We start from the raw sequence: 22,266 nt of genomic DNA on the forward strand, positions 1-22,266 counted from the left end.
CGCCGACCCTCCTGGGCTGAGATCCGGTCAGAGCAGGGTGAGGATGCGGGGGCCGTCCGGGGTGATGGCGACGGTGTGCTCGACGTGGGCGGCCCGGCTCCCGTCGGTGGTGCGCAGCGACCAGCCGTCGGCGGCGGTCTGGTGGCTGTCGCGGCCCCCGGCGAGCAGCATCGGCTCGATCGCGAGCACGAGGCCGGTACGCAGCGGAAAGCCGCGCCCAGGCGGCCCGTCGTTCGGGACGTGGGGGTCCTCGTGCATCCGCCGGCCGATGCCGTGCCCGCCGAAGCCGTCGAGGATGCCGAACTGCTCCCGGCGACAGACCGTGCCGACCGCGTGCGAGATGTCGCCCATCCGGCCGCCCGGGCGGGCCGCGGCGATCCCGGCGGCGAGGGCCTCCTCGGCCGCCGCGATCAGGCGCAGGTCCGCCGGTCGGGCCGTGCCCACGATGAAGCTGGTCGCGGCGTCGCCCGTCCACCCGGCCAGCTCGGCGCCGCAGTCGACGCTGACCAGGTCGCCGTCGCGCAGCCGGTAGTCGTCGGGGATGCCGTGCACGATCACGTCGTTGACGGACACGCAGGTCACCGCCGGGAACGGCGTCGGCGCGAAGGCCGGCCGGTAGTCCTTGAACGTCGACGTGGCGCCGGCCCGCGCGATCACCGAGGCGGCGACCTCGTCCAGCTCCAGGAGGCTTGTGCCGACCTGCGCCGCCTCCCGGACGGCCGCGAGCGCCTGGGCGACGACCTGTCCGGCCGCCCGCATCGCCCCGATCGCCGCCGCCGATTTCAGCTCGACCATGTCAAAGCCCACCTGTCTCGGCCCTACTGGCCGTTCTCGCTGGTACGCACCGCGAAGTCTCCGCACGGTGTCGCCCACGTCCGGCGACTCCGACGAAGTACCGGTATAACTATCACGGTACGACGGGTCGGTGGTGCATTGGCAATCTCACTGGGCGGTCGGCGCGGGCAGGCAGCGGGATGGCCCCGTACGATCGCGGGGTGCGGTTTGTCAAGGGGCAGGGGACCGGAAACGACTTCGTGATCGTGCCGGACCCGGACGGTGAGCTCGAGCTGACCCCGCAGCTGGTGCGGGCGCTGTGCGACCGGCGGTTCGGCATCGGCGCCGACGGCGTGCTGCGGGTCGTGCTCACCGCGGCCGAGCCGTCGGCCGCGGGGCTGGGGAACTCCTGGGCCGCAGATCTCCCGGGTGAGCGGCCCGCGTCCGCCGAAAGCCCCGCGAACCGATCGACGGGAGCCGGTGGCGCGGCCCGGTGGTTCATGGACTACCGCAACGCCGACGGTTCGATCGCCGAGATGTGCGGCAACGGCCTGCGCGTCTTCGGCCGCTACCTCGTCGACGCGGGCTACGAGCGGGCCGGGCTGATCCCGGTCGCGACGCGCGCGGGGGTTCGTCTGGCTGACGTTCCCAGCGAGGGCGACGTGACGGTCGAGATGGGGCCCCCGACGATCGGCCCCCTCGGCGCGGAGCGCGTCTCCGTCGCCGGCCGGACCTTCCAGGCCACGAACGTCTCGATGGGCAACCCGCACGCGGTCTGCTTCGCCGACGACCTCGCCGAGGCTGACCTGAACGCTCTCGACCTGACCCGGCTGCCCCAGGTCTCCCCGGAGGCCTACCCGACCGGCGCCAACGTCGAGATCGTCGTCGGTGCCCCGGATGCCGTGCGGATGCGGGTCTACGAGCGAGGGGTGGGCGAGACCTTGTCCTGCGGCACCGGGGCCTGCGCGGTGGCGGTCGCCGCGGCGACCAGGGCCGGCCGGGGCCCCGGGACGGTGATCCCGGTCGACGTCCCCGGCGGCCGGGTCACGGTGCTGTGGGACAGCGACCAGGTCCGGCTACGCGGCCCGGCCGTCCTCGTCAGCGAGGGCCTGCTGCGTCCCGACTGGCTTGCCGCCGCCCGGGCACGCGCGGGGGAGCCTGCGCTGGCCGGTCGTCCCGCCTGATGATCCGCTCGGCCCAGGGCCGCTGCCCAGCCGTGACCGTGGCGCGGGCCGTGACCGTGGCGTGGTCCGAGAACCGAAAACCCGTCGCGGGGGTGGGCTGAGCGTGGCACGCTACCGGCACCGGCGATGTGCCGCATCTCCCGCTCCGGCGGGGTGCGAAACGCCGGGGCCGGGGAACCGCGGTGCAGGCGAGACAGACCGCGGGATCAAGGCCAGAGGGGAACAAGGCCCCAAAAGGGTCCTCGGCATCACCCGTCCCGGATGTACATCCCGGACAACTGGAGCGAACGGTCACCGCGTGGAATTCGCGTGCTGGTCCGTCGCGTTGGAACGGACGGTATGAGTCTTCCAGCTGAGTCCACTCCCAACAGCCCGGTCCGCCGACCCGCAGCCACGCGAGGCGACCGGAACCCTTCTGACGCGGTGGCCCGGGTGCTGGCCACCGACAGCGCTCTTGAAGACGCCGCGGACAGTGGCGAGATCACTTTCACGGGCCTTGGCTTCTACGACGACGCGGGCGACGAGCTGGCGGTCGAGGAGCGCGGCGCACTGCGCCGGATGCAGGGGCTTGCCACCGAGCTCACCGACGTCACCGAGGTCGAGTACCGGCAGCTGCGGCTGGAGCGGGTCGTCCTGATCGGGGTCTGGACGGCCGGCACGATCGTCGACGCCCAGACGTCGATGGCCGAGCTCGCCGCGCTTGCCGAGACGGCGGGCTCCGTCGTGCTCGACGCGCTGGTCCAGCGCCGGGACAAGCCGGACACCGCGACCTACGTCGGCTCCGGCAAGGCCAAGGAGCTGGCCGAGGTCGTCCGCACGGTCGGCGCCGACACGGTGGTCTGCGACGGTGAGCTCACTCCCGGCCAGCTGCGCCAGCTGGAGGAGGTCGTCAAGGTCAAGGTCATCGACCGGACCGCGCTGATCCTGGACATCTTCGCTCAGCACGCCACGTCCAAGGAGGGCAAGGCGCAGGTCGAGCTGGCGCAGCTGCAGTACATGCTGCCGCGCCTGCGCGGCTGGGGTGAGTCGATGTCCCGGCAGGCGGCCTCCGGCGGGCGTGCGCCCATCGGTACCCGCGGCCCTGGTGAGACGAAGATCGAGACGGACCGCCGCCGGCTGCGCGCCCGGATCGCCAAGCTGCGCCGGGAACTGCGCGAGATGGAGACCGTCCGCGAGACGAAGCGCTCGTCCCGTAAGCGCGGCGAGGTGCCGTCGGTCGCCATCGCGGGCTACACCAACGCGGGCAAGTCCTCGCTGCTCAACCGGCTGACCGGCGCGGGCGTGCTGGTCGAGGACGCCCTGTTCGCCACGCTGGACCCGACGGTTCGCCGCGCGACCCTGCCCGACGGCCGCGCGTTCACGCTGACCGACACGGTCGGCTTCGTTCGCCACCTGCCGCACCAGATCGTCGAGGCGTTCCGCTCCACGCTGGAGGAGGTCGCCGACGCGGACCTCATCCTGCACGTGGTCGACGGCTCGCACGCCGACCCGGTCGGGCAGCTCTCGGCGGTGCGCGAGGTGCTGAACGACATCGACGCCGGCAACGTGCCCGAGCTGGTCATCGTCAACAAGACCGACATCGCCGACAAGACGACGGTGGCGGCGATCAGGCGGATCGCTCCGGACGCGGTCTGCGTCTCGGCCAGGACCGGGGCGGGGATCGCCGAGCTGGTCGAGGCCCTCGCGACCCGCGTCCCGCACCCGCAGGTCGAGGTCGACGTCGTCGTCCCCTACAACCGGGGCGACCTGGTCGCCCGCGTCCACGAGTCCGGCGAGGTCCTCCACCAGGGGCACAACGCCACCGGCACGGAGCTGCGCGCCCGCGTCTCCGCCGCCCTCGCCGCCGAGCTGGGCGAATACCGCGCGCCAGTGCGGGTCTGATTCGATCGCGCCGAAACCGGCCCCGCTGGTCCGCCTCTCGGTGGACGGGCGGGGCCTGTTTCCGTGCACGTCCTGACTGGCTCGCCGCCCGGTAGAACGACGCGAACCCGTCAGAGGTCTGCCTGCGCCGTCCAGAGCGCCGAGATCGGGACGGCGCGCAGCCGTGGGCCGAAGCGCAGGACCTCGGAACCGGCGTAGAGGACGTATCCGGCGTGGAAGCGGTCGCCGATCTGGTCGGCAAGCCGGCGCAGTCCACGGAAGTCGTCCGTGCGCACCGTCTCGGCCGCCTTCACCTCGACCCCGACGATCTCGCCGGACGTCCGCTCCAGCACCGCGTCGACCTCGTTGCCGTCGCGGTCCCGGTAGTGGAAGAGCGAGACCGGCTCCTGGGCCCAGGTAAGCTGCCGGGCCAGCTCACCCAGGACGAAGTTCTCGATCAGCGGCCCTACGTTCGCCGTCGGGTGAGACGCCCGCCGCGGCGACATACCTGTCAGGTGCCCCGCGAGGCCGGAGTCGACGAATATGATCTTTGGCGTCGCGACAGCCCGGGTGGTCAGGTTGTTGGACCAGGCCGGAATCCGCTGGACGACGTAGGAGAGTTCCAGGGCGGCGAGGTGCCTGCGGACGGTGGTAGCCGGCACTGCGAGGTCGTTACTGAGCCGGTTCGGAACGAGAAGACCACCCGCCGTCGCCGCCAGCGCCTGAACAAGCTGCCGCAACTCCGCCGTTCGCTCGATCTCGGATATCTGGCGAATATCCCGTTCGATGAGGTCCGAGATGTACGACTCGAAGAACCGGGCTCGCCGACGCAGATCCTCGCGGCGCACGGCCTCGGGGTAGCCCCCGCGCAGCGCACGTTCGACGTAGTCGTTCCGATCGAGGGCGCCCTGGGCCAGCCGCGGCTCGTCCCGCGCGAAGACGGCATCGACGAACGCGTCTGGGCCGCCATCGATCTCACCCTGGGCAAGCGGCCAGAGCTCCACGGTCTCCGAGCGGCCCGGCAGGATGTCCGGAATGCCCTTCATCCCCCACAGGCGCGCGGAACCGGTGAGCAGGTACCGCCCTGGACGGGGGTCTCGATCTACCTTCGACTTGATCGCGAGTAGGAGATCCGGGGCTCGCTGGATCTCATCGATCATCAACAACGCGTCCGCGTTGACGAAGCCAGCAGGATCCGCCAGGGCCGCGGCCCGCACCGCGTCATCGTCCAGGTAGTAGGTTTTCGCCTCGCCGTGTGCGTCGACGGCGAGACGCGCGAGCGTGCTCTTTCCGACCTGGCGCGCGCCGTTCACGACGACGACCCGCGTATCCGCCAGCGCGGCGGACACCAACGCCTCCGCGTGCCGTGGGAAGAGCTCAAGTCTCAGCTGCGACACCGTCACCACCGCCGTCCTTCGCCACCAGGCCGCCGGTCGATTGTCTCATGATCGACGGTCGATCTGCCGCCATGATCACGGTCGATCTGCCGTCATGATCACGGTCGGTCTGCCGGGCGGAACGCGGTGGATCCGGTGCGCCGTTCGGGCGGGTGGAGCGTCCGGTCGCGCGTGCCAGCGCTGTTCCGGACGCTCCACCGCGCCTCAGCCAGGTCTAGACCCGCCGCATGACCGCGACGACGCGGCCGAGGATGGTGGCGTCGTCACCGGCGATGTCGTGGAACGCGGGATTCTCGGGCTGCAGCCAGACATGGCCGTCGTCGTGGCGGCGGAACCGCTTGACGGTCGCCTCGCCGTCGATCATCGCGGCGACGATCTCGCCGTTCTCGGCCACCGGCTGCTGCCGGACGGCGACCAGGTCCCCGTCGCAGATCGCAGCGTTGATCATCGACTCGCCGACGACCCGCAGCAGGAACAGGGTGCCCTCGCCCACGATCTCCCGGGGCAGTGGCAGCACGTCCTCGACGGCCTGCTCGGCCAGGATCGGCCCACCGGCCGCGATCCGGCCGACCAGCGGCAGGTAGGCGGTGGCCGCCGCCAGCTGGGTGTTCTGGTCGTCATCCGCGTGCAGGTCATCGTCCGGACCGAGGGTGTGCACCCGCAGCGGCGTCCGGCCCTTGCCCGCGGCGAGGGCCGGCCGGGTCTTCGGGAGCGGCCGGATCGGCGGCTCGCCCTCGGAGGTGACCACCTCGATCGCCCGCGGCCGGTTCGGGTCCCGGCGCAGGAAACCCTTGTCCTCCAGCATCTTCAACTGGTGCGCGACGCTGGAGGTGCTGGTCAGCCCGACTGCTTCGCCGATCTCCCGGACGCTCGGCGGGTAGCCGCGACGCTCGACGGCGTCACGGATCACCTCGAGGACCTTCCGTTGCCGGGTCGTGAGACCCTGCTCGTCGACGGGCCCGTCGGGGAAGTCGCGCACGGTCCCACCGGCTTCGCCGCGGCCGGCGGACGGGCGACCGGCCCTGCGCGGTCCCCTTCCCTGCGTGGTCATGGCGTAAGCACTCCTAGCCTCGAGGTCATGGCGACCGTTCTCCTTCGTCGAGCTCGTCGAGCGAGGCTCGACATCGGGGGACCCGGAGCGCCTCCCGGCGTGTCCGGATCGAACGCCCGACGGGCCGGCCCATCGGCACCGAGGCCGGCGAGCCCGACCAGAACGGGCGCCTCAGGTTTCGGCGCCGCAGCCCGACCACGTCGCCCCACTGGACCCGACGTCCGGAGACGCCTGCGCCGGGACTCCCGTCACCGGGACCCCCGCCGTTCAGGGATCCCGCCGTTCAGGGATCCCCGCTCTGCGGGGGACTCCCGCGGTTCGGGGACCCCGACGTTTGGGAGACATCTGGGTGAAGCTGGGCGTGTGGATGAAGCTGCGCGCGTCATGCCTGATCGTGATGACCGTAGCCGGACGACGACGGAATCTCAAACACGCGTTCGAGCGTGTCCGGGTAGCTTGCCGGGCTTATGCGTGTAAGAATCGACCATCAGTTCGAATGACACCCTGCCCCAGTACCGGCCACCGTCGCATGTTGACCTTGAGTTAGCGTCGTCGGTGGTCCGCGATGTCTGCCCGGGGAACATCTCCCCGGACCCCCGAGTTGGTTGAGCTTCGCTCGACGAGCGCAGCCGGGTCGCTGGCCCGGCCGCTAGGAGGTTGGCGTGACGAACCCGCGTGGGGCCACGACGATCCCGGGGCGCCCGGCCCCGGTAGGTCCCGACGGTGCCCAAGTGATCACTCTTCCCGTGCCGACGCGCCGGCGCCCTGGGCGCGCGGCTGCGCCCGCGGCCCCGGTGCAGAGCCCGCTGGCGCGGGCGGCGGCGGCCGAGCACCCTGTCGCCGGTGTCCGGCCGGCGCGCGACCGGACCCGTCACGGGTCCCAGGCGGCGCCCGCGCTGCGGCTTACCGCCCGCGGCCGCGTCGTGGCCGCCTTCGTGATGGGCCTGGCGCTCTGGGGTGCCGCGAGTGGCGTCTGGCTCGGCGTGACCTGGCTCCTCGCCACTACCGGCCACTGACCCAGGCGTTTCGCGGCCTCCGTCCAGGCCGGGTGCCGGACCCGGATGGCGATCTTCTGGCGGTACTGGGCTGCCGGTCGACCATGATCGCGAACTTGGTATGAAGTCTGGCGATCGATGTGCGATTGGCGCTCTCTCTTGATGAGTGGTGCGCGGTCGCGGCGTCCGCGGTCGAGGGCTGGCCGCCAGTGATCGCCAGTTGGGCATGGGATCTGGCCTTGGCGGATGATCCATAGGTGAACGGGTGATCCATGCGGCGGCCCTGGGTCGTTTACTGTCGCGCCAGTCGCCCGCCGGGCCTGGTCATACCCCTCCGTCGCGGCTGCCCACCGGCGCCGAACCGAGACAGAGCCTTCCCCGCGGATCGGGGGGCGTGCCGGCGCTCGCCTATTCGTGCTGGTGATCGCGGTTTTGGCCCTCAGGTGATCGCAGAAACGGCCTGGTCACGACCAGGGGAGGGCCAAAACAGCGATCAAGGACCGGCCGCGGGGTCTGAAGGGGCGCGACCCACTGTGCCAAGGGTGGCCACCACCGCCGCTGTGCAGATCACGGCCATGTGGATCTTCGCTTAGCCCCGAAGATCCGCGGGATGCGGTCTAGCTGTCGAGCGGTGATGGTGATCGCGGATAGGGCCCGTGAGTGGTGGTCCTCGTGCCGGCTCCGGCGGCTGGGATCGGAACGGGATCGCAGACCTCGGCCGACCTGCGTGTCGTCGCCTCCGTCCTGACCTGCGAGGACGGGGTGAAGGCGCGCTCTCGAAGCAGGTTGCGCCCGGCGTGTCCGGCGGCGGTGGATTCCGACACGCGAGGGGGGCATGCACACCGGCGATCCGGGCATGCGCTAGTCTGGCGACACAACATCTTGTAGTTACACACCTGTAAGTCATCCACTGGTAGTTTTGAAAGGCACCGCGCTTGGCGGCGCCGACAGGCCAGTGCGAGGGCTCGGAGGTTCGTTCGCCGTCCCCCGGTGACGCGCGGTCGCCCGCCCACCGGTCCCCGGAGTGCCGTCGCCATGCCCTGCGTCAGCTCTGTCCCGGGTGCGGCACGATCCCAGGTCGATGGATCGCCGTGCGCTCGCGTGGGCGGCCCGCCTCGACGAGCGTGAAGAAGGGAGGAGCCGTGCGATGTCCGTTCTGCCGGCATCCCGACAGCCGAGTGGTCGACAGCCGGGAGGCCGAGGAAGGCGCGGCCATCCGGCGGCGACGGGCATGCCCGTCCTGCGGCCGGCGTTTCACGACGATGGAGGAGGCGTCGCTGCGGGTGCGCAAGCGCAGTGGGGCCGCGGAGCCGTTCAGCCGGGCCAAGGTGGTCGCCGGGGCTCGTAAGGCGTGCCAGGGCAGGCCGGTGAGCGCCGAGGACCTCGCGATCCTGGCTCAGCGGGTCGAGGACACGGTTCGCTCCTCGGGTGCGGCCGAGGTCGCCGCCGAGGACGTGGGCCGGGCGATCCTGGGTCCGCTGCGCGAGCTCGACGAGGTCGCCTACCTGCGGTTCGCGTCCGTCTACCTGGCGTTCGAGTCGCTCGCCGACTTCGAGCGGGCGATCTCCGAGCTGCGGGCCGACCCGGCCGCGCCGGCGAGCCCGGCCGCGCTGACCGACGAACTGGACGTGGCCCTGTCGCCGGCGGCGGGCCCGGTCCGGCCGTAACGCCCGCGGCGAGCCTGGCCCGCCGCGGTTACACCGACGCGACGCCGTCGGTCACACCCGTCACGACGCGCCTCCGCCAGCGGTGGCGCGCGGAGTTCTGACGCGCAGAAACGCGAGCGCGTAGCAGGTCCACAACATCATCAGGGCCTTCGGGGGACGAAGAGACTCGCCTCCCGGAAGGCCAGCAAGCGGGTCGCGAGGCCGTCGGTCTATTCGGCGCGCCCGCGTTCGGCGCAGCGCACGAGACGAGCTGAGGAGTGTCATGACGGAGACCCGCGGCGCGAAGCAGAAGGCCGGCTCCAACGGGAAGGCCGCCTCGACCGCCGGGAAGCCCGCCGCCGCGGCGGAAGCCGCCGCGGGCGAGGCCGGCACCGCCGGTGCCACGTCCGCCGGGGGTGGCGCGGGCGGGGGCAAGCCAGCCGCGGAGGCCGGCAAGGCAGCCGGGTCCGGCAAGGCTGCCACCCCCAAGGCCGCCGCCCGCAAGCCAGGCCTGCGGATCGAACGACGTAACACCACTGCCGGCGTGCACCCGTACGACCAGGTCACCTGGGAGTCGCGGGACGTCGTCATGACGAACTGGCGGGACGGCTCGATCAACTTCGAGCAGCGCGGCGTCGAGTTCCCGGCCAACTGGTCGATCAACGCGTCGAACATCGTCACGAGCAAGTACTTCCGGGGCGCGGTCGGCAGCCCGCAGCGTGAGTCGTCGCTCCGTCAGCTGATCGACCGGGTCGTGCACGCCTACGGTCGGAGCGGCCGAGCGAACGGCTACTTCGCCTCCGACGACGACGCGGAGATCTTCGAGCACGAGCTGACCTACATGCTGTTGCACCAGATGTTCAGCTTCAACAGCCCGGTCTGGTTCAACGTCGGCACTCCGGCCCCGCAGCAGGTGAGCGCCTGCTTCATCCTCGCGGTCGACGACACGATGGAGTCGATCCTCAACTGGTACCGCGAGGAAGGCCTGATCTTCAAGGGCGGCTCGGGCTCGGGCCTGAACCTCTCCCGCATTCGTTCGTCCAAGGAGCTGTTGTCCTCGGGCGGAACGGCCTCGGGGCCGGTCAGCTTCATGCGCGGCGCCGACGCGTCGGCGGGGACCATCAAGTCCGGCGGGGCCACCCGGCGCGCCGCGAAGATGGTCGTCCTCGACGTCGACCACCCCGACGTCGTCGAGTTCGTCGAGACCAAGGCGCGCGAGGAGGACAAGATCCGCGCGCTGCGGGACGCCGGCTTCGACATGGACCTTGGCGGCAAGGACATCACGTCGGTCCAGTACCAGAACGCCAACAACTCCGTCCGCGTCACAGACGACTTCATGCGCGCGGTCCAGGACGGCACCTCGTTCGACCTGCGGGCCCGGATGGACCACCGGGTGATCGAGTCGGTCGACGCGCGCGAACTCATGCGCAAGATCTCCACGGCGGCCTGGGAATGCGCCGACCCGGGAATCCAGTACGACGGCGTCATCAACGACTGGCACACCACCCCGGAGGCCGGTCGGATCTCGGCCAGCAACCCGTGCTCCGAGTACATGCACCTGGACAACTCCAGCTGCAACCTGGCCTCGCTGAACCTGATGCGGTTCCTGCGCAGTGACCTCACCTTCGACGTCGAGGGCTTCGTCCACGCCGTCGAGCTGATCATCACCGCGATGGACATCTCGATCTGCTTCGCCGACTTCCCGACGCCCCAGATCACCGAGGTCACCCGCGCCTACCGCCAGCTCGGCATCGGCTACGCCAACCTCGGCGCGCTGCTGATGGCCTCGGCCCGCGCGTACGACTCGGAGGGGGGCCGGACGCTCGCCGCCGCGATCACCTCGTTGATGACCGGCACGGCGTACCGCCGCTCGGCCGAGCTCGCCGGCGTCGTCGGCCCGTACGACGGCTACGCCCGGGACGCCGACGGCCACCGCCGCGTCATCCGCAAGCACGCCGCCGCCAACGACGACGTCCGCAGCGCGCACAGCGAGGACGCGCGCATCCTGGCCGCGGCCTCCAAGGAGTGGGCGAAGTGCCTGGCGGTCGGCGAGCGCGACGGCTGGCGCAACGCCCAGGCCAGCCTGCTCGCGCCGACCGGCACCATTGGCCTGGCGATGGACTGTGACACGACCGGCATCGAGCCGGACCTGGCGCTGGTCAAGATGAAGAAGCTCGTCGGCGGCGCCAGCATGAAGATCGTCAACCAGACCGTGCCGGCCGCGCTACGGGCCCTGGGGTACACGGAGGAGACGCTCGAGGCGATCGTCGAGTACATCGCCGAGCACGGCCACGTCATCGACGCCCCTGGGCTGCGCCCCGAGCACTACGAGGTGTTCGACTGCGCGATCGGTGAGCGAGCCATCGCCCCGATCGGCCACGTCCGGATGATGGCCGCGGTGCAGCCGTTCCTGTCCGGCGCGATCTCCAAGACGGTCAACATGCCGGAGACGGCGACCGTCGAGGAGGTCGAGGAGATCTACGTCGAGGGCTGGAAGCTCGGCCTGAAGGCGCTGGCGATCTACCGGGACAACTGCAAGGTCGGTCAGCCGCTCACCGACGTCCGGGGCGCGAAGCGCTCGGTGGACGAGGCGAAGGCGATCGCCGACGCGGTCGCCGGCACCAGTGCGGCGCCGGCCCCGGTCGTACACCGACCGGTCCGCAAGCGGCTGCCCAAGACCCGCCCGTCGCAGACCGTCTCGTTCTCGGTCGGCGGCGCCGAGGGCTACATGACCGCGGGCTCCTACCCGGACAACGGCCTCGGCGAGATCTTCGTCAAGATGTCCAAGCAGGGCTCGACCCTGGCCGGCGTCATGGACGCGTTCTCGATCGCGATCTCGATCGCGCTGCAGTACGGCGTGCCGCTGGAGACCTACGTCTCCAAGTTCATCAACATGCGGTTCGAGCCGGCGGGGATGACCGACGACCCGGACATCCGGATCGCCCAGTCGCTGATGGACTACCTGTTCCGCCGCCTCGCGCTGGACTACCTGTCCGAGGAGCAGCGCGCGGAGCTCGGCATCCTGACCGCCGCCGAGCGGGCCCGCCAGATCTCGGGCCAGTACGGCGGCCCGGCCGACGCGGACCTGGCAGACCCGGCCCAGACCGAGATCGCCCCGACCGCCCCCCCGGCCGCCACCAGGTCCGGCGAGCACACCGGCCACGGGCCGGCGTTCGTCGAGCTAGAACTGCGCGGTGCCGCCCCCGGCCAGTCGCTGTTCGCCCAGACCGCCGTCGACGCCCCGCTCTGCTTCACCTGCGGCGTGACCATGCGCCCCGCCGGCAGCTGCTACGTCTGCGAACAGTGCGGCTCGACCAGCGGCTGCAGCTGATTCCGGGCACCTCCTGGAGTGAGTTCCCAGGTCAGGTGGGGTGCGGTCAGATGGCCGCACCCCACCTGAGGAGCGCCTCAAGATTGTCTGTTGCATCTGCTGCAACCGGTCGTCAGCGGAAAGCCCCACGTCGGCACCGCCCCCGCCCGCTCGGGGACGCCAGCCCGCCGCGCATGCCGAAGCGGCCAAGTCTCAGTATGAGCGCATGTCAGAGCGCGTCTACGTGCCCAACGAGTTGCTGAGCCGCCTCGTCGGGTTCCGGCTCATCTCCGTGAGTTTCGTTCACGACTATCTGCAACTCGGCTTCGAGGGTGAGACGGAAAGCCCGGTCCTCACCTGCGACGTCACGCCGGTCGTCGTGACAGCGGCCGGCGGTTTCTCGGACGGCCAGCCGGGCTACTCCGACGCGCTGCGCTCCTTGGTCTCCGACTACGTCGTGCGCACCGAGGAAGCAGTGGGAGTCGGCCTTCGGATCGAGCTTGGCCGTGGCTCGATCGTCCTGCATCCAGCTGAGGAGGAGCTGGTAGGCCCTGAGATCGCGCTCTTGAAAGGGTTCGATGACGGGCGATGGATGTGCTGGCGTCCGGGCGAGGACTCCTTCGAGGACCTCGGCTAAGCCTGTGGCCCGCGCTTCGGTGGGTCAGTTGCCGCCGATCGTGCGTCCCGAGAGCAGGTTGGACGCGAACCGGGTGATGTCCTTGTCGAGGCTGGGTTGCGCCTCCGGATAGGGGCTCTGCGTCCTCGCCAGGTCGAGCACCGTCGTCAGCGTTTCCTCGGCGAGTTCTCCAGCGCTGGCCAGCCCCCATGCGTGGCCTTCCCCGGTGAGGTGTTCGAGGGTGAGGGCCGCGTGGCGATACTCCCCGGCGACGGCCAGGGCGACCTCGCCGTCGTTGGGCAGGTGCGCTTGGGGGACGAGGTCGTATGCGGGACTGAGAGTCATCGATCCGTCGGGACGGTGCACAAGCGAAATGTTTTTCGCGTGAAGGTCAAGGTTGCCGATGGCGACGGAGACGACGACGAGGGTGAACAGCCGTCGGAGCGAGTCGTCGTCCCCGACGCTCGAGAAGATACGGGCGATGCGTTCGAGGCTGACCCGGCCGCCGTATTTCTGATACTTCTCGTTGCCGGTGGTGCCGAGGACCTGGTTGAAGTCCTCCTGGTGGATGCGTCCCTGCGGGGCGTCTGGGGAGCGGTCATAGCGCTCGATGACCAGGGCGGGCGTGCCCTCGAACTCCTCGATCCACGTCGAGTACGCGGTCAGCTCAAGGGCCCGGGCGATGCGGGCGCCGAACTCTTCGTCGTAGATCGTGGTTGGGTAGTCGTGCGATCGTGGCTTGAGGATGTGGGTCGACGGCCAGCCGTCGATCACCCGGTTCCAACCATTGTCGGTCAGGGCGAGCACGATCTTGTCCTGGACGCCGGCGAGCGAGGTCTTGCCGGTGGCCGGCCTGTTCCCAAGCGGATCGCGCTGAACGTGGTTGAGCATGTCGGCGACGCCTGCGGAGGACAGCGGTTCGAGCGCGGGTTGTCTGGGTTCCCCGGGCACGTCGGGGTCCCAGATCTGGAGCGCGCCGGCGACGTCGCGGCCGTACCAGCGGAGCAGGCCGATGACGTCGAGTTCGGAGACGCCGGCCTGCTGCGCCAGGCGGGAGAGCATCCTGGCCTCGGGGAGCAACTCGCGGAAGAAGTTCTGCCTGCGGTCCTTGCGCGCCCGGATTCGCACCACGGTGAGCGGGATCGCAGCTGACAAGATGGTGCTGTCGAGGCCGAAGGAGTTAACCGCCGCGGGATCGGTGACAAAGTCGAAGGTGCGCCACGGGCCGGTGAGCACGCCCACCTGGGTTCCGTAAAGTTCGACGACCAGGTCAGCCATGGTCCTCGCCCGACGGCGTGATCGTCGCGGTCAGTTCCATGCCGGTGGCCCGCATCGCCGCGAAAAGGCGATCCATCAGGAGAGAGGGCTTGCCCGCCTCCAACTCCCAGATGTACCTCTGCGTCGTCCCAAGTCGGCGGGCGAGTTCACGCTGGCTGAGCCCAGAGAGCAGACGGGCCTGCTGCAGGATGCGCCCCAACGACTCGGCGCTTGTGACCTTCCCTGTGTACGCCATGTCGGCCCTCGCTGACTCCGATATCGTCGTCACGTCCCACGACTACTATAGTGTAGTCAAGCCCCGTGACGTCGATATCGTAGTCGGGCCGGGCTATCTTCGAGGGTCGGCACCATGTGTGGCGGCGCCCGCCGCGCGGCGCTGCCACCGCACCGAGGCCATCCGTCATTGGAGGCGCCGCAACTGGTCGCGAGCTGCTCCCAGAGGCGGGCTGGAGTTGTCCAGCTGGACCCGTCCTGGGACTCCGGTGGTCCCAGGACGGGGCGGTCGTGCTTCCCGCGATGATCAGGCAGGGACGACGACCGTCTTCACGATCTTGTCGGCGAGGGTCTGCCGCTTGGGGTCCCACAGCGGGAACAGGTAGCCGATGTAGCAGATGACGCTGTCGACGAAGTGGCAGAGATCGCGGGCGAACGCCATCGTCGGTCCGATCGGCTGGCCGGTGACCTCGCTGACGAGTCGGATGTTCAGCGTCTTCCTGCCCAGCGACTGACCGGTCCTGCCGGCCTGGATCCATCGGTTGTAGACGATCCAGCCGAGCGAGGCCAGCCAGAGGATCACCAGGAGGACCACGGCAGGCCCGCGGAGGATCGATCCGAACAGCCCCAACACGACGATCTGTGGCAACACGTCGATGAGGTATGCGCCGACTCGCTGGGCCCAGCTGGCGTAGGCGCCCGGCCCCGCCGGCTGGCCGGGCCCATACCCCGGCGTGGGCTGCGGGTACGGGTTGGGCTGGTAGTAGCCACCCTGGCCGGGCTGCTGGTACTGGCCGGGCTGCTGGTACTGATCGGCCGGCGGGTACTGGCCAGGCTGCGGGTACTGCGGGTACTGGCCGGGCGGGGGCTGCTGGCCCCACTGCGGGGGAGTCGGCTCGGACGGGGGTGGGTTGTAGCCGGTCACGGTCGGCCTTTCTGAGAAGAGCGGTCCTGCATGGATTGGTGACCGCCTAGCTGAAGTGGTACCGATGCAGCTGGAAGAGCCAGCTGAGAGCCACGACGACGTAGGCCGAGTACCGGGTCCGCGCACGCGCGGTGGCGGACCAGGGGCGGGGCTGTGGCGCCAGACCGAAGAGCCGGGCGGCCAGGATCGGCGTCGTCGCGGTAACCAGTGCCGCCGCGAGATAGACAAGAGGGTTGGTGCTCGCGGCAGTCGCCCATTCGCCGTGGGTCAGCGCGACCGTCGCGGTCGTCAGCCCGCAGAACGGACACGGCAGGCCGGTCAGCGCGCGCAGTGGACAGGAAAGGCCCTGCCCGCCTGTGTGCGCCGTGATCGTCGGATAGATCGCCCCGATCAGGCCCGCACCCAGCCCGGCCATCGTGATGTGCTCGGGAACCGAGTACATCCTCCGCAGCATCGCCGGCATCCCCCATGTACCCGCAGACGGCATTCGCCGCATGCTAGGTGAAGTCATGCCCATCCGCAATGTCGGAAATTTTGCTTGTTACATGATTTGCGGCGCGCTCGGTGACCGCGATGAGACCCGCGTCGACAACCAGCCGATGATCGGCGTGTGTGGATGACGCAGGCGCGGCTAATGGTCGCGATGCGTGACGCTGGGCTGCGTGCTGTCGGTGGCTGGCCCCTGGTGACGCTTCGTGCGGGCATTGTCAGCCCTCGACCATTCGGGCCGGCACGACCCTGTCCTTGACTCTGGCGAGGGAGTTTGTTGCCTGCGTTGGGTTTGTTGTCGAGGAGGCGCGTTGGAGGTGAGTCGGAACGTGGCTACCCCGGCAGTTCAGGGGGGTCGACCGCCCGGTTGCTCGAGTTCACCGGGAGGGCCGCAGGCCACGAATATGTACCCTCCGCCAGCTTGACCGGCCGGCCGGTGGTGGCCAATCCTTCGTCACTGGCTGGGCTACCGAAAACCAATGCGAATGCGGTGCAATGAATGAGTCACCGCGCCCTGCTGTCGCTGCCGACGTCATGGGCGTCCAGGGCCGCCTCCGGCAAAGTTCACCCGTTTCGGCGTCCCCATGATCGCTGTTTCGGCCCTCCGGTGGTCGCTACCGGGGCTGTTTCATAGCCACCGGTGGGCGAAAACAGCGATCGAGGCGACGGGCGGACCTTGGCGGTCACGGCACTGGCTCGCGCGTCAGGCTTCCTGCGGGCTGTTACCCCTGGGGCTCGGGCTTCCCCGGTCCGGGAAGACGACCCAGCGCATGACGCAGTACATGTAGATCGCCTCGCACGAACCCCCGACGAGCCGGGCGATGTGGTATTCGACGCCGAGGTGGGCGAGGCCGTCGGTGACGCCCAGGATGAACGCCGCGTAGTTGATGCCGATGGCGACGAGGTAGAGCGTGACCTGCCCGCCGACCGGACCGTGGGAGCGGAAGTTGAAGCGGCGGTTCAGCAGGAAGCTCAGCCCGAAGGCCGCCAGGTAGGAGAGCGTGATCACGGCAGGAAGCGGCCAGTGCAGGCCAGAGCGAAAGACCGTCAGCAGGCTGAGGTCGACGGTGAACGTGAACCCGTTGATCACGGCGAAGCCGAGAACGCTGGGAGTGACGATCCGCGACAACCCGAACGGAAGACGCCGGGAGACGCTCTCCGTCGCGGCGTGAAACCGCCCGGTGCGCGCGGCGGGAACGGCCGCGACGTCCGGCCGTTCGACGACCGTCTGACCGGCTGGCTCCACCACGGGCCTTGGCCCTTCCTGCCGATGAGTACGTGTACCGCCGGAAACGCTACTGCCCGATGGCGACTTTCCGGTGACCAGATCTGGAAGGAAGCGGACATCGCTACGGCAGTCGCGGGACGTGGACGTGAGCTGCTGGGGCGGGCCGGGTGGCCCTGGTCATCGAACCAGCACCCGATCGAAGCAACCTATGGTTGCGTAAGTCGACTCCTCCGGCTAACCTGACGTGCAACCAAGTGTTGCAGGAGGTTGGCGTGGAGCTGGGAACCATCGAGCGTGAGATCTATATCGAGGCATCGCCCGAGGTCGTCTTCGAGGTGGTGAGCAGTCCCGACCACCTGAAGGAATGGTGGCCGGACGACGCCAGCTACGAGCCGGTCGCCGGGTCGACCGGGGAGATCGTCTTCGGGGACCGCGACACGGGCGGCACCGTGGTGGCGTTCACCGTCCTCGAGGCGCGGCCGCCGAGCACCTTCTCGTTCCGGTGGACGCATCCGGCCGACCAGCCGGCGGCCGCGGGCAACTCGCTGCTGGTCACCTTCGAACTGGCACCGTCGGGCGCCGGGACGCTGCTGAAGATGACCGAGACCGGCTTCCGCGAGCTCGGCTGGGAGGCCGCCGTCCTGGAGCACCAGTACAAGGACCACGTCAGCGGCTGGGACTTCTACCTGCCGCGGCTGGAGCGGTACGTCGCGACGCTCGGGGTGCGGCGGTGAGCACGGCGGTGGTCGAGAGGGTCGACGACGACCTCTGGTCCGCGATCGGGGACCCGACCCGCCGTCGCCTGCTCGACCTGCTGCTCATCGACGGCGACGGCACCGCGACCACGCTGAGCCAGCAGCTACCGGTCACCCGCCAGGCGGTGGCCAAGCACCTCGCCGTCCTGGACCGGGTCGGCCTGGTCCAGTCGGCGCCGGCCGGCCGGGAGAAGCGCTACCGGGTGGACGACGCCCAGCTCGCCCGTGCCGTCGCCCAGCTGGCGTCGGTCGGATCGGCCTGGGACGCCCGGCTGCGGCGGATCAGGCGGATCGCCGAGACGATCCAGCGCGCCCAGGCCGACACACAGCAGGACTGACGAGACAGAGGAGAACAGACATGGTCGACATCCTGCACAGGGTCGGGGTCAAGGCCGCGACGCCGGAGAAGGTGTACGACGCGCTGACGACCGTCGAGGGCCTCGCCGGCTGGTGGACCGACGACACGAAGGGCGACGGCGACGTCGGGGGAGTGCTGCAGTTCCGGTTCCCGCCGGTCGGCGGGTTCGACATGGAGGTCGTCGAGCTGCGGCCGTCCGAGCGGGTGGCGTGGCGGGTGGTCGACGGCCCCGAGGAATGGGTCGGCACGACGATCGGCTGGGAGCTCCGGCAGAGCGGCGACTACACGATCGTGCTGTTCAGCCATGAGGGCTGGCGCGAACCGGGGGAGTTCATGCACCACTGCAGCACGAAGTGGGGCTCGTTCCTGCTGAGCCTGAAGGCGCTGTTGGAGACCGGCGTCGGCGCGCCCGCGCCACGGGACGTGGAGATCAGCGACTGGCACTGACGAGGCCGAGGGGCGGCCGGAAGATCTGGCGACTGGCGCTCACCAGACCAACGGGGCGGTCGGAAGATCTTCGGTATCGGGCGGGCCTTCCGTGGGTCTTCCGGCGCCCCGGGCGGGCGACTCGCGGACCCTGCGGCCGGCCGCCCGTCCTCGGCGGAAATTGGCCGTTTCGAGGCAACGTGCCTGGTAGATGGCCTAATGGTCCGCGCGGGGCAAGAAACTCCGTGACCGTGGCTGCTTGTAACGGGTTGCCGGCTCCGACGCAACAGTAGCTGGATACCCTCGCACGATGCCCGCTCCGACGTCCGCTGGTTCCTCAGTCCCCACGTTGCCCCCTGACCTGCAGTCTCTGCGCGCCACAGCGGTAGAGGTACTGCGCGGCAACGACCTGGGCGACGTCACCAGGCCGTCCCCGACCCTGTATCCACACCAGTGGCTGTGGGACTCATGTTTCATCGCGATCGGGCTGCGCCACATCGACCCGGCCCGGGCCGCGGCCGAGGTGCTCTCGCTGCTGCGCGGCCAGTGGCCGAACGGCATGATCCCGCACGTGATCTTCGCCGAGGTCGACGACTTCTACCACGCCGGCCCGCAGCGGTGGCGGATCGACCGGGTCACCACGACGGCGTCGGGCGCGCTGAGCACCGGCATCACGCAGCCGCCGATGATCGCGGAGGCCGCCCTGCGGGTCGGTGAGATGCTCGACCCGACGGCCCGCGCGGACTTCTACCGGGCCCTGCTGCCCGGCCTGATCCGCTTCCACGAGTTCCTGCACTTCGAGCGTGACCCGGATGACGACGGCCTCGTCACGCTGGTCCACTCCTGGGAGTCGGGGATGGACAACACCCCGCCCTGGATGGAGGCCACGCTTCCGATCACGCCGCGCCGGGTGAACGTGCTCAAGCGGCTGGGCGCCGCCGAGGCGCTGGACGCGATGCGCCGGGACTCCAAGGAGGTCCCGGCGGAGGAGCGTCTCACCTCGGCAGAGCTGTTCACCCTCTACCGGGTGGTCCGGGAGCTGCGCCGCAGCGGGTACGCCTTCCGGAACATCCGGGAGACCGAGGTGCCGCTGGTGCAGGACGTCGCGTTCAACGCGATCCTGGTCCGGGCCGACGACCATCTGGTCGAGATCGCCGCCGAGGCCGGCGTCACGCTGTCCCGGCGGCTCACCCGCCAGATGCGCCGCTGCCGCGAGGCGATGGAGCGGCTCTGGTCGTCCTCTACGTACTACAGCCGCGACTTCCGTACCGGTGAGCTGCTGCGGCACGAGACCGTCGGCGGTTTCCTGCCGCTGTACGCGGGGGTCGTTCCCGAGGACCGGGTCGACGTGCTGGTCAAGGCGATGACCTCGCCGCGGTACTGGCCCCGCTACGGCGTCGCGAGCGTGCCCGCCGACGACCCGGTGTTCGAGCCGCGGTGCTACTGGCAGGGGCCGGTCTGGATCAACATCAACTGGCTGCTCGCCGACGGCCTGGAGCGCTATGGCCGCCTGGACGCGGCCCGCGAGCTGCGCGCGAACGTGCTGAACCTGATCGTCAACTCGGGGGAGATGTTCGAGTACTACTCGCCGCTTGACGGCTCGGGCGCCGGCAGCAACAGCTTCTCCTGGACCGCGGCGCTGCTCCTCGACCTGCTGGCCCGCGAGGACCTGCCGGAGATCCAGGCCCTGGCGGCGCGGATGGCGGGTGGGCGCGAGGGCGTCGCCGAGGTGCCGGGTGCCCGGCGGGCCGGCGACGACGCGCTGCTCGGCCGGTCCGCCGGCACCGGGGCTCGCGGCGGTGACGGGCGCGCGGCCGGCGAGACCGGCTGAGCCGCGCCGCTCGGCGCGCCGAGCGGTCGCGAACCTGGTGTGGGGTGGATCACAAATGTGGAGTCGTTACGCGCCGCGCGGAGGGTACTCCGTCTGATGCTGGACATGTGACGCTCCAAGGTGGGACGGCAACCGTCTACACGTGACGTGTGTTTCTGTGCAGAGGGTGCCGCCCCAACCGCGAGGCGTTGTGAAAAGCGTCCGAGGGACGTGCGCTGTAGGGAAGAACTGCCTAGATAGTTCGTCGTATCAGCCACAACGGCCGATCGGCGGGGTAGTCTTCGCGACAAGCGAGTACAGCGTCCCGAGGTCGAGGGTCTACACTGCGGCGTAGGCCCGGCGTTCGCTGCCGTCCGGCTGTGCCTGCGCGGGGAATCCGTTCGCGTCGTCGAACGTTAACCACCACGTGCAAGGACGACGACCCACTCGCACCGACCTTCGGATCTATCACTGATGACGCTGTCTGCTCTGGAACTTCACGACGACGCCCCGCGCGCGCGTACCAGCGCGCGGCGCCCGCGTCGGTCGACTTCCGCTGCCCGTACTTCTTCCGCCCGTACCTTGACGGCAGTCGCCGAGGACATCGACGAGCTCGACGTCAGCGCTGTCGCGGAGCTCATTGCCCGCGGCCGCGACTCCGGCGAGGTCAGCCGGTCCGAGCTGCGCGAGGCCCTCGAGTCCGCCGACGTCGGCGTCGAGCTGCTGCCCGCGCTGGTCGCCCGGCTCATCGCGGCCGGCGTCGAGGTAGTCGAGGAGGAGGACGGCGCGGAGCGATCCGCTGCCCCGTCCGAGACCGGCCGTGTGACGGCCGAGCACGCTGGCACCGCCGACCTCGTGCGCATGTACCTGCGCGAGATCGGCCGGGTCCCGCTGCTCAACGCCGCCCAGGAGGTCGAGCTATCCAAGCGCGTCGAGGCTGGCCTGTTCGCCGAGCACAAGCTCGCCACGGCAGGCGACCTCGAGCCCGAGCTGCACCGTGACCTGAAGCTGCTGGTCCGCGATGGCGAGGCCGCCAAGCAGCAGCTGGTCTCGGCCAACCTGCGTCTGGTCGTCTCGGTCGCCAAGAAGTACAGCGGCCGTGGCATGACGCTGCTGGACCTGGTGCAGGAGGGGAACCTCGGCCTGATCCGCGCGGTCGAGAAATTCGACTACGCCAAGGGCTACAAGTTCTCCACCTACGCGACCTGGTGGATTCGCCAGGCCATCGGCCGCGCGCTGGCCGACCAGGCCCGGACGATCCGAATCCCCGTCCACGTGGTCGAGCAGATCAACAAGATCACTCGGCTGCAGCGCCAGCTCGTCTCCACGCTCGGTCGCGAGCCGACCGACGAGGAGCTGGCGCTCGAGCTCGACATGCCGCTCGAGCAGGTCGTGGAACTGCGCCGGTACGCGCAGGACACGGTCAGCCTGGAGACCACCGTCGGTGACGACGGCGACTCCGTGCTCGGCGACTTCATCGAGGACTCGGACGCGACCTCGCCGGCGGACGCCGCCTCGTACGGCGCCATGCAGGACGAGATCGACCACGTGCTCGGCAACCTGTCCCCGCGCGAGCGAGAGGTGATGCGCCTGCGGTTCGGCCTGGCCGACGGCAAGCAGCACACCCTGGCAGAGGTGGGCAACCGCCTGGGCCTCACCCGCGAGCGCATCCGCCAAATCGAACGCGACACCCTACGAGAGCTCCGCAAGCCCGCCGTAGCCGGCAGGCTCCGCGAGTTCCTCGATTAGCTCCGATTGGCGAACCCTGTTCGCTGCCCTGCGGGCAGCTCCCAGGGGATCGGAGCTAAATGCCTGCCCGGGGGACGACCCCCCCGGACCCCCGCTGTCGCGCTTCGCGCGACCTGGGGGATGGCAGGCCGATAGAGGCTTGGCCAGCAAAGACCCGCCCCGGACCCCCGGGGCGGGTCTTTGCCGTGTGACGGGGTTGAAA

The 22,266-nt window shown here is 70.0% G+C and carries 19 protein-coding genes; 11 read left to right on the plus strand and 8 right to left on the minus strand.

The features are described 5' to 3' along the window. Positions 1–27: 27 nt before the first annotated feature. A complete protein-coding gene (map, locus tag I6A60_RS29175) occupies positions 28–795 on the minus strand; it encodes a type I methionyl aminopeptidase (protein WP_203020263.1) in 768 nt (255 codons plus the stop codon). 200 nt (positions 796–995) lie between these two features. On the opposite strand from map, the gene dapF reads away from it, so the two are divergent. Beyond that, positions 996–1,958, plus strand: coding sequence for a diaminopimelate epimerase (gene dapF / locus I6A60_RS29180; RefSeq protein WP_307873923.1), 963 nt, complete (start codon positions 996–998; stop codon positions 1,956–1,958). Between the two features lie 339 nt (positions 1,959–2,297). Continuing rightward, a complete protein-coding gene (gene hflX / locus I6A60_RS29185) occupies positions 2,298–3,839 on the plus strand; it encodes a GTPase HflX (protein WP_238436479.1) in 1,542 nt (513 codons plus the stop codon). 110 nt (positions 3,840–3,949) lie between these two features. Here the strand turns inward: hflX and I6A60_RS29190 are convergent, their stop codons facing one another. Together I6A60_RS29190 and lexA are read right to left on the minus strand one after the other, a co-directional pair. Then, complete coding sequence (locus I6A60_RS29190) at positions 3,950–5,224, minus strand: ATP-binding protein (protein WP_203020269.1); 1,275 nt, start codon at positions 5,222–5,224, stop codon at positions 3,950–3,952. A 205-nt stretch (positions 5,225–5,429) separates the two neighbouring features. Further along, positions 5,430–6,266 carry a transcriptional repressor LexA gene (lexA, locus tag I6A60_RS29195; RefSeq protein WP_203042646.1) on the minus strand — a complete coding sequence of 279 codons (837 nt, stop codon included), beginning with the start codon at positions 6,264–6,266 and terminating at the stop codon, positions 5,430–5,432. Between the two features lie 731 nt (positions 6,267–6,997). Between lexA and I6A60_RS29200 the strand changes: the two genes are divergently transcribed. The 4 genes from I6A60_RS29200 to I6A60_RS29215 all read left to right on the plus strand — a co-directional run bounded on the left by I6A60_RS29200 (position 6,998) and on the right by I6A60_RS29215 (position 12,854). Then, positions 6,998–7,282, plus strand: coding sequence for a hypothetical protein (locus tag I6A60_RS29200; RefSeq protein WP_238436480.1), 285 nt, complete (start codon positions 6,998–7,000; stop codon positions 7,280–7,282). 1,121 nt (positions 7,283–8,403) lie between these two features. Continuing rightward, positions 8,404–8,928 (plus strand): transcriptional regulator NrdR, encoded by a 525-nt coding sequence (nrdR, locus tag I6A60_RS29205; protein ID WP_203020042.1) that lies wholly within the window; start codon positions 8,404–8,406, stop codon positions 8,926–8,928. Positions 8,929–9,190: 262 nt separating this feature from the next. Continuing rightward, positions 9,191–12,238, plus strand: coding sequence for a vitamin B12-dependent ribonucleotide reductase (locus I6A60_RS29210; RefSeq protein WP_203020043.1), 3,048 nt, complete (start codon positions 9,191–9,193; stop codon positions 12,236–12,238). A 205-nt stretch (positions 12,239–12,443) separates the two neighbouring features. Next, positions 12,444–12,854 carry a hypothetical protein gene (locus tag I6A60_RS29215; RefSeq protein ID WP_203020044.1) on the plus strand — a complete coding sequence of 137 codons (411 nt, stop codon included), beginning with the start codon at positions 12,444–12,446 and terminating at the stop codon, positions 12,852–12,854. A 24-nt stretch (positions 12,855–12,878) separates the two neighbouring features. Here the strand turns inward: I6A60_RS29215 and I6A60_RS29220 are convergent, their stop codons facing one another. From I6A60_RS29220 to I6A60_RS29240, 5 genes are all read right to left on the minus strand, one after another. After that, on the minus strand, positions 12,879–14,111 hold the full coding sequence (locus tag I6A60_RS29220; RefSeq protein ID WP_203020045.1) for a type II toxin-antitoxin system HipA family toxin: 1,233 nt from the start codon (positions 14,109–14,111) through the stop codon (positions 12,879–12,881). Continuing rightward, positions 14,104–14,346, minus strand: a complete 243-nt coding sequence (locus I6A60_RS29225) for a helix-turn-helix domain-containing protein (RefSeq protein WP_203020046.1) — start codon at positions 14,344–14,346, stop codon at positions 14,104–14,106. The genes I6A60_RS29220 and I6A60_RS29225 overlap by 8 nt, the downstream gene beginning before the upstream one ends. A 285-nt stretch (positions 14,347–14,631) precedes the next feature. Then, positions 14,632–15,249 (minus strand): RDD family protein, encoded by a 618-nt coding sequence (locus I6A60_RS43740; protein WP_203020047.1) that lies wholly within the window; start codon positions 15,247–15,249, stop codon positions 14,632–14,634. 46 nt (positions 15,250–15,295) lie between these two features. Then, a complete protein-coding gene (locus tag I6A60_RS29235; RefSeq protein ID WP_203020048.1) occupies positions 15,296–15,691 on the minus strand; it encodes a DUF2752 domain-containing protein in 396 nt (131 codons plus the stop codon). A gap of 750 nt (positions 15,692–16,441) precedes the next feature. Further along, a complete protein-coding gene (locus I6A60_RS29240; RefSeq protein WP_203020050.1) occupies positions 16,442–16,987 on the minus strand; it encodes a GtrA family protein in 546 nt (181 codons plus the stop codon). A 251-nt stretch (positions 16,988–17,238) separates the two neighbouring features. Here I6A60_RS29240 and I6A60_RS29245 point away from each other — a divergent pair, with 251 nt between their 5' ends. The 5 genes from I6A60_RS29245 (at position 17,239) to I6A60_RS29265 (ending at position 22,064) form a co-directional block, all read left to right on the plus strand. Then, entirely contained in the window at positions 17,239–17,700 is a 462-nt protein-coding gene (locus I6A60_RS29245; protein ID WP_203020052.1) for an SRPBCC family protein, read from the plus strand. Further along, positions 17,697–18,059, plus strand: coding sequence for a helix-turn-helix transcriptional regulator (locus I6A60_RS29250; protein WP_203020054.1), 363 nt, complete (start codon positions 17,697–17,699; stop codon positions 18,057–18,059). The genes I6A60_RS29245 and I6A60_RS29250 overlap by 4 nt, the downstream gene beginning before the upstream one ends. Positions 18,060–18,079: 20 nt before the next feature. Next, positions 18,080–18,526 (plus strand): SRPBCC domain-containing protein, encoded by a 447-nt coding sequence (locus tag I6A60_RS29255; protein WP_203020056.1) that lies wholly within the window; start codon positions 18,080–18,082, stop codon positions 18,524–18,526. 289 nt (positions 18,527–18,815) lie between these two features. Further along, a complete protein-coding gene (locus I6A60_RS29260) occupies positions 18,816–20,336 on the plus strand; it encodes an amylo-alpha-1,6-glucosidase (protein ID WP_203020058.1) in 1,521 nt (506 codons plus the stop codon). A gap of 453 nt (positions 20,337–20,789) precedes the next feature. Then, entirely contained in the window at positions 20,790–22,064 is a 1,275-nt protein-coding gene (locus I6A60_RS29265; RefSeq protein WP_203020060.1) for an RNA polymerase sigma factor, read from the plus strand. The last annotated feature ends 202 nt before the right edge of the window (positions 22,065–22,266 follow it).

It is taken from the genome of Frankia sp. AgB1.9 (genome assembly GCF_016786355.1).
Lineage (GTDB): Bacteria > Actinomycetota > Actinomycetes > Frankiales > Frankiaceae > Pseudofrankia.

Excerpts from the sequence above, each read along its gene's own strand:
- I6A60_RS29260 (WP_203020058.1), top strand. The coding sequence starts at position 18,816 with ATGCCCGCTCCGACGTCCGCTGGTTCCTCAGTCCCCACGTTGCCCCCT.
- hflX (WP_238436479.1), top strand. The coding sequence starts at position 2,298 with ATGAGTCTTCCAGCTGAGTCCACTCCCAACAGCCCGGTCCGCCGACCC.
- I6A60_RS29210 (WP_203020043.1), top strand. The coding sequence starts at position 9,191 with ATGACGGAGACCCGCGGCGCGAAGCAGAAGGCCGGCTCCAACGGGAAG.
- I6A60_RS29215 (WP_203020044.1), top strand. The coding sequence starts at position 12,444 with ATGTCAGAGCGCGTCTACGTGCCCAACGAGTTGCTGAGCCGCCTCGTC.
- I6A60_RS29265 (WP_203020060.1), top strand. The coding sequence starts at position 20,790 with ATGACGCTGTCTGCTCTGGAACTTCACGACGACGCCCCGCGCGCGCGT.
- I6A60_RS29235 (WP_203020048.1), bottom strand. The coding sequence starts at position 15,691 with ATGTACTCGGTTCCCGAGCACATCACGATGGCCGGGCTGGGTGCGGGC.
- map (WP_203020263.1), bottom strand. The coding sequence starts at position 795 with ATGGTCGAGCTGAAATCGGCGGCGGCGATCGGGGCGATGCGGGCGGCC.
- I6A60_RS29225 (WP_203020046.1), bottom strand. The coding sequence starts at position 14,346 with ATGGCGTACACAGGGAAGGTCACAAGCGCCGAGTCGTTGGGGCGCATC.
- I6A60_RS29255 (WP_203020056.1), top strand. The coding sequence starts at position 18,080 with ATGGTCGACATCCTGCACAGGGTCGGGGTCAAGGCCGCGACGCCGGAG.
- lexA (WP_203042646.1), bottom strand. The coding sequence starts at position 6,266 with ATGACCACGCAGGGAAGGGGACCGCGCAGGGCCGGTCGCCCGTCCGCC.
- I6A60_RS29220 (WP_203020045.1), bottom strand. The coding sequence starts at position 14,111 with ATGGCTGACCTGGTCGTCGAACTTTACGGAACCCAGGTGGGCGTGCTC.